We start from the raw sequence: 6,303 nt of genomic DNA on the forward strand, positions 1-6,303 counted from the left end.
GCTAGGGTCGGACCATGGCGCGATGGGACCCGGGAACGGAAGAACGGCTCACGAAGGCCGCGTTGGAGCTCTACAGCGAGCACGGGTACGACAGCGTGACCGTGACGCAGATCGCCGAACGCGCCGGAATCACCCGGCGCTCGTACTTCCGCTACTTCCCCGACAAGCGCGAAGTGCTCTTCGCGGGCTCCGAGCGCCTGCCCGCCGCGGTGGCCGATGCCGTGCGATCCGCCGACGAGACCGCCTCTCCGCTGACCGCGACCCTCGACGCCCTTGCCCAGGTGGGCACGCAACTCGTCATGCTGGTCGATCATGCTGCCGAACGCCGCGCCGTGATCGACAGCAGCGCAGAACTCCAGGAACGCGAGCGCACAAAACTCGCGGCACTCACCACAGCGATCCGGGGCGCACTCGACCAACGCGACGTGGAGCCCGGCAGGGCAGGATTGGTCGCCCAGATCGCGACGATCGCCTTCCAGAACGCGTTCTTCCAATGGGTCGAAGCCCAGGGGCAGATCGACTTCCCGACCTGCCTCCGATCGGTCGCCACGGAACTCCGGGACACCCTTCGGCACGAGTAGGCGAAACGCTCCGAGCCCCGCGGCACTGCGGAAATGGCCCGCTGGCACACATGTACGAGGCCTAGGTGGCGCGGTTAGAGTGCCGGACGGACAAGTTGTGTTCTCTTGTTAACGACTTTGTGAAGAGGATTTCGTGTTGAGTCAGGTTCCATCAGCTATTTGGTGCGGCACCGACCGCCAGGTGACGGAGGGGCCCGGTAGGCCGGTCGAGGGCACGGGGTGTGCGGCATGAAGCGCATCCTCATCCGCTCGGGGAAGAGCCCCTTCCGTGTCGCTACGCACGAAGAGTTCATTCACCAGGACCTGATCGGTACGAACAACGGGAATCTGCTCTTCAGCGACGCCGCACACAAGCTGCTGCTCACCGACCGTACCGAGGTCACGTCCAACGGGATCAGGACCAACTCCTCGGCCGAGCGGGCGCGGGAGATCAACGAGCAGTACGACGTCTTCGTAGTGCCGCTCGCCAACGCCTTCCGTCCCGCTTTCCAGGCGTCCCTGGACCGGCTGTCCACGCTGATCGAGCAACTCACCATTCCCGTGGTGGTCCTCGGCGTCGGGGCGCAGGTCGGCGCCGACTACGACACGGAGCCGCTGCGGCCCATGGAGGCGTCGGTTCGCCGGTTCGCCCGGGCTGTACTGGAGAGATCCCCGGCCATCGGTGTCCGCGGTGAGCTGACCGCCTCGTATCTGCGCGGCCTCGGTTTCGGTGACGTCGACATCATCGGCTGCCCTTCGATGTTCCTGCACGGCGGCACCTTCCCCACGCCCCGTGACCCCGGCACCATAGACGCCGGCTCTCGGATCGCCATCAACCTCTCGCCGGACGCGATACCCGTCGGCGATGTGGGCGGCCTGGCGCGGCACGCGGTGGAGCGCTTCCCGCAGCTGACGTACTTCGCGCAGAACACCCTGGACGCCGAGATCCTCTTCTGGGGCGACACCACGGCGGCGGCAGGGAGGCACGACGCGTTCCCCCTCCAGCTGACGCACCCGCTGTTCCGGGAGAACAAGGTCAGGGTGCCGATGGACCCGACCGTCTGGATGCGGGAGCTGGCTTCGTACGACTTCGCCTACGGCACCCGCATCCACGGCAACATCGCGGCCCTGCTGGCCGGCACTCCGGCCGTGGTACTGACCCACGACTCCCGCACCCTCGAACTCTGCCGCTACTTCGACCTCCCGCACCGGCAGCTGCCCGGTCTGCCCGGGGACATCCACCCCCAAGACCTCTACGACCAGGCTGACTTCACTGGGCTTCTCAAGGGGCACGCGGAGCGGTTCGACCGTTTCACCGCCTTCCTCGACAAGAACGACCTGGAGAACACCTTCATCCACGGTGACGGCGGCGCTGCCTTCGACGCACGGATCGCGGACATCGAACTGCCGCCCTCGGTGGCGCTGTGGGACGGCTCCGACGACGGCGCGTTGCGCTACCGCTTCAGCCGGCTGCGGGAGCAGCTGGCACACAGCAACGCGGCGGCCGAGCGCCGCATCAACGGACTCACCAAGAAGAACAACGACTTGCAGAAGCGGCTCACCACGGCGGAGCGGCAGTACAGCTCTGTGCAGCAAGAGATCGCCGCGATGCGCAAGCAGTTGACGGCGACGGAGAAGCGGATGTCGGGCGTCGAGAAGCGACTGCTGGTCCGCCTCGGCCCGGCGATACGGCGCCGGGTGCGCCGGAAGTAGCCGACGGCGGGCCCGGCGGACACCTACGCCGGGCCCTCGCGCGGGCTGCTGGATCCGCCGGGTTACCAGGAGCCGCCGTGGTACGACAAGCCCAGTACGAGCGCTGCCGCCGCGGTGGCCAGGAAGACGATTCCGCCGACGATGTTGCGGGAGCCCACCCGGAGGTGGGCGATGATCGCGCCGATGAAGTACAGCACGAGGCCGGACGCGGCGAGGGCTCCCAGCAATGGCACGGCGAATCCGGCCACCAGGCCTACGGTGCCCGCCGCCAGCAGCAGCCCCAGGACCGGCACCCACTTCCGGGGCAGGCCCTTCATGTCCGCCTGGGACTTGGGGTATTCGTGGCCGATCAGGTAGGTGACGGCGGCGGCGCCGTTGAAGACCGCGCCGAGGATGGTGACCGTGACGTAGGCGGCGAACACGCATTCTCCGTTTTCTGCGGGGGAGCGCTGCTGTGCGGCGCTCCCTTGGGATGTCGTCCTCCTGCAAGAGAAGCCGGCGACTCGATGTGTGACATCGATCAGGAACTAGGTGGTCTGGACGATCTGGATGAGGTTGCCGCAGGTGTCGTCCAGCACCGCCGTGGTGACCGGCCCCATCTCCACCGGCTCCTGCGTGAACCGCACGCCCAGCGCGCGCAGCCGCGCGAACTCCGCGTGCACGTCGTCCACGGCGAAGGCGGTGGCCGGGATGCCGTCCTCGACCAGTGCCGACTTGTACGGCTTGACGGCGCGGTGGCCGTCGGGCTCCAGCAGGAGTTCCGTGCCGTCGAGGTCGTCGGGGGAGACCACCGTCAGCCAACGGTCCTCTCCGACGGGTACTTCGACCTTCTTCACGAAGCCCAGTACGTCCGTGTAGAAGCGCAGGGCCTTGTCCTGGTCGTCGACGAACACACTGGACAGGTGGATCCTCATGGTTCTCCTCCGTGGTTACGTGAACCGAGCGCGATCACCGAGCCCGATCACCGGCGCGGGTGGCAAGCATGCCAGGCAGCGCCCCACCATCTGGAGAGGAAAGAGAACAATGACAGCGTCGGACAGTTCGGAACGCGGCTATCTGCTCGACAACAAGCAGTCGGAGGCCGGTATCCGGTTCGGTGCGCTCTCCGAGCTGTTCGACCCCGTGACGTTCCGGCACGTCGACCGGCTCGGGATCGGCGCGGGGATGCGGTGCTGGGAGGTCGGGGCCGGCGGACCTTCCGTGGCCGTCGGGCTGGCGGAGCGGGTCGGGACCGGGGGCGCCGTCGTCGCCACCGACATCGAGGTGTCCTGGGCCGCGGACGCCGCAGAGGCCGCCGACGGAGTGGTCCAGGTGCTACGGCACGACGTGGCCGCCGACCCGCCGCCGCCCGGAGCCTTCGACCTGGTGCACGCCCGCCTCGTCCTGGTGCACGTGGGCGACCGCGCGGAGGCGCTGCGCCGGATGATCGGGGCGCTGCGCCCCGGCGGCCGGCTGCTGCTGGAGGACGCCGACCCCGGGCTGCAGCCGCTGCTGTGCCCCGACGAGTCAGGCCCCGAGCAGCGGCTCGCGAACCGGCTCAGGACCGGCTTCCGCGAACTGATGGCGGCGCGCGGGGCGGATCTCGCCTACGGCCGCACGCTGCCCCGGCTGCTGCGCGAGGCCGGGCTCGCCGACGTGGAGGCGGACGCGTACTTCCCGATCACCTCACCCGCCTGCACGGTGCTGGAGGCCGCGACCGTACGGCAGATCCGCGGCCGGCTGGTCGCCGCAGGCCTCGCCACCGACGCGGAGATCGACACGCACCTGGCGAACGTCGCCACCGGCCGGCTGGACCTGGCCACCGCTCCGCTCGTCTCCGCGTGGGGCCGCAAACCGTAGTCCCGCAGGGCGCCGGGCCGCCCGTATGCCGCCTGTCGGGGCAGGCTTCTGCGGTAGTATCGATAGGCATACCGTAATGGTCGATGACTGGAGCATTGCATGGCTACCCAGACGAATCGGACCACGGCGCCGCGCCGTAGGCGAGCGCGTGGCTCGATCAGTTCGGAGGAAATCCTCAAGGGGGCCTTCGCGCTGTGCGAGGCCGACGGTGTCGACGGGTTGAGCATGCCGCGCCTCGCCCAGCACCTCGGTGTCGGTGTGACGAGCATCTACTGGTACTTCAAGAGCAAGGAAGAGCTGCTGGACGCCCTCACGGAGGAGGGGTTCCGCAGGTTCTACGGGCAGATGCCGGCGCTGGAGGGCCGGGCGTGGGACGACGTCCTGCGTGAGTTCTTCTCCAACTTCCGGTCCATCCTGCGCCAGGACGACGTGCTCTGCGACCTCACGATCATGCGGGGCAGCAGCTACGGGGACGACACCATCAGCCTCACCTGGTCACGGATCGAGGAGATCCTGGAAGTCCTGGTCAAGGCCGGCTTCAGCGAGGCGTCCGCGAGCTACGCGTACTTCACCCTGTCGATCTACACCCGCGGCTCCCTCATGGTCGAGCGCCGGGTCCGTTCGCAGGGGGTGGTCGAGGAGGCTCCGCATCCACGGGCCCATCTCGCCAGCATGATGCCGGTCATGTCCCAGGAGGTCGAACGCCACTCCTGGTACATGGTGAGTGACGACGACTTCGACTTCGGCATCGAGAACAACATCAGGGGCCTGCGCACCCTGCTCACCGCCGACCGTAAGGCAGCCAAGTCGGCCGCTGCCAAGTCGACGGCGAAGCAGGGGAGTTGAGCGGGCGGCGGCCCGGCTGATCAGACGTTCAGCGGGTCGCGGGGCAGACCGAGGATACGTTCCGCGATCACATTGCGGCTGATCTCCGAGGTGCCGCCCGCGATGCTCAGGCAGCGGTCGAAGAGATACGAGAAGGTGACCCGCTCCTCCTGCCCGGTGAGCGCGGCGGGACCGGCGAGTTCCATGGCGAGTTCGGTGACCCGCTGCGCGTGTTCGGCGGACAGCAGCTTGGTCACATTGCCCTCGGGCCCCGGGCCCGAGTCGGCCACCGCCCGCGCGATCTGGCGCAGGTTGATCAGCCGCATGGCATGCTCCTCGGCGATCAGCCGGGCGACCCGCCGCCGCGCCTCGCCGTCCGCTGTCCGCGCGTAACGTTCGGCCAGAGCGATCAACTCCAAGGCCGACAGCCGGTCACCGGACGTGCCGCCGCCGATGGTCACCCGCTCGTTGCCGAGGGTGGCCCGCGCCACCTTCCATCCTTCGTTGATCTCGCCGACCACATCGCCGTCGGGGACGAACACGTCGTCGAAGAAGACCTCGTTGAACAACGCCTCGCCGGTGATCTCCCGCAGCGGCCGCACCTCTACGCCCGGCGCCCGCATGTCCACCACCATGGCGGTGATGCCCTTGTGCTTGGCCGCCGACGGGTCGGTCCGTACGGTCGCGAGGCCACGGTCGCTGTGCTGCGCGCCGCTGGTCCACACCTTCTGGCCGGTGACCCGCCAACCGCCTTCCACCCGCACGCCCTTGGTCTGGACGGCGGCGGCGTCCGAGCCGGCGTTCGGTTCGCTGAAGAGCTGACACCAGGTCAGTTCCCCGGCCAGGCTGCGCGGGATCCAGCGCTCGACCTGTTCGGGAGTCGCCTTCTGCAGCAGAGTGAGCAGTACCCAGCCGCCGATGCCGAGTACCGGCGCCGCCACCTCGGCCAGTTCGTCCTCGATGACCAACTGCTCCACCGGGCCCGCCGCGCGGCCGTAGGGACGCGGCCAGTGCGGCACCAGATAGCCGGACCCGGCGAGCACCTGACGGCGTTCGGCCGGTGCGGCCGTACGGTAGCGGGCCAGGAACTCCCTGGCCTCCTCGCGGTATTGGTCGGCGTCCTCCGGCAGGTCCACACCGTAGTGCGGGCGGACGCCGGCGCGGCTGTGCGCGTACAGGTCGTCCTCCGCGCTGCCCAGGGACCTGACGAGATGGTGCAGGGTGACGGCGCGCCGCAGATACAGATGGGCGTCGTGCTCCCAGGTGAATCCGATGCCGCCGAGGATCTGGATGTTCTTCTGGGCGTTGTCCTGGTATGCCTGCGGAGCGATCGTGGCCGCCGCGGCGGCGGCCACGTCGCCGCGCC

The 6,303-nt window shown here is 68.7% G+C and carries 7 protein-coding genes; 4 read left to right on the forward strand and 3 right to left on the reverse strand.

The window, feature by feature from the left end; translation table 11 throughout:
- Positions 1-14 precede the first annotated feature (14 nt).
- Together HY68_RS33550 and HY68_RS33555 are read left to right on the forward strand one after the other, a co-directional pair.
- Positions 15-581, forward strand: coding sequence for a TetR/AcrR family transcriptional regulator (locus HY68_RS33550; protein ID WP_041999032.1), 567 nt, complete (start codon positions 15-17; stop codon positions 579-581).
- A 228-nt stretch (positions 582-809) separates the two neighbouring features.
- The gene (locus tag HY68_RS33555) at positions 810-2,273 is read left to right on the forward strand and encodes a polysaccharide pyruvyl transferase family protein (RefSeq protein WP_042000640.1); all 1,464 of its coding nucleotides are present in this window, start codon (positions 810-812) and stop codon (positions 2,271-2,273) included.
- Between the two features lie 62 nt (positions 2,274-2,335).
- Here HY68_RS33555 and HY68_RS33560 read toward each other — a convergent pair whose 3' ends face one another.
- Positions 2,336-2,695: a DoxX family protein gene (locus HY68_RS33560; protein WP_041999035.1), complete on the reverse strand. Its 360-nt coding sequence runs from the start codon at positions 2,693-2,695 to the stop codon at positions 2,336-2,338.
- A 105-nt stretch (positions 2,696-2,800) separates the two neighbouring features.
- Positions 2,801-3,187, reverse strand: a complete 387-nt coding sequence (locus HY68_RS33565) for a VOC family protein (protein ID WP_041999038.1) — start codon at positions 3,185-3,187, stop codon at positions 2,801-2,803.
- 109 nt (positions 3,188-3,296) lie between these two features.
- On the opposite strand from HY68_RS33565, the gene HY68_RS33570 reads away from it, so the two are divergent.
- Complete coding sequence (locus HY68_RS33570; RefSeq protein WP_041999041.1) at positions 3,297-4,112, forward strand: methyltransferase domain-containing protein; 816 nt, start codon at positions 3,297-3,299, stop codon at positions 4,110-4,112.
- A gap of 99 nt (positions 4,113-4,211) precedes the next feature.
- Positions 4,212-4,958, forward strand: coding sequence for a TetR family transcriptional regulator (locus HY68_RS33575; protein WP_041999044.1), 747 nt, complete (start codon positions 4,212-4,214; stop codon positions 4,956-4,958).
- A gap of 20 nt (positions 4,959-4,978) precedes the next feature.
- Here HY68_RS33575 and HY68_RS44355 read toward each other — a convergent pair.
- On the reverse strand, positions 4,979-6,303 hold a 1,325-nt coding region (locus HY68_RS44355), incomplete at its 5' end, for an acyl-CoA dehydrogenase family protein (RefSeq protein ID WP_041999049.1).

This window comes from Streptomyces sp. AcH 505 (assembly GCF_000818175.1).
Lineage (GTDB): Bacteria > Actinomycetota > Actinomycetes > Streptomycetales > Streptomycetaceae > Streptomyces.

Bases quoted from the DNA above. Each gene is read 5' to 3' on its own strand.
- HY68_RS33570 (WP_041999041.1), top strand. From the start codon at position 3,297: ATGACAGCGTCGGACAGTTCGGAACGCGGCTATCTGCTCGACAACAAG.
- HY68_RS33550 (WP_041999032.1), top strand. From the start codon at position 15: ATGGCGCGATGGGACCCGGGAACGGAAGAACGGCTCACGAAGGCCGCG.
- HY68_RS33565 (WP_041999038.1), bottom strand. From the start codon at position 3,187: ATGAGGATCCACCTGTCCAGTGTGTTCGTCGACGACCAGGACAAGGCC.
- HY68_RS33555 (WP_042000640.1), top strand. From the start codon at position 810: ATGAAGCGCATCCTCATCCGCTCGGGGAAGAGCCCCTTCCGTGTCGCT.
- HY68_RS33575 (WP_041999044.1), top strand. From the start codon at position 4,212: ATGGCTACCCAGACGAATCGGACCACGGCGCCGCGCCGTAGGCGAGCG.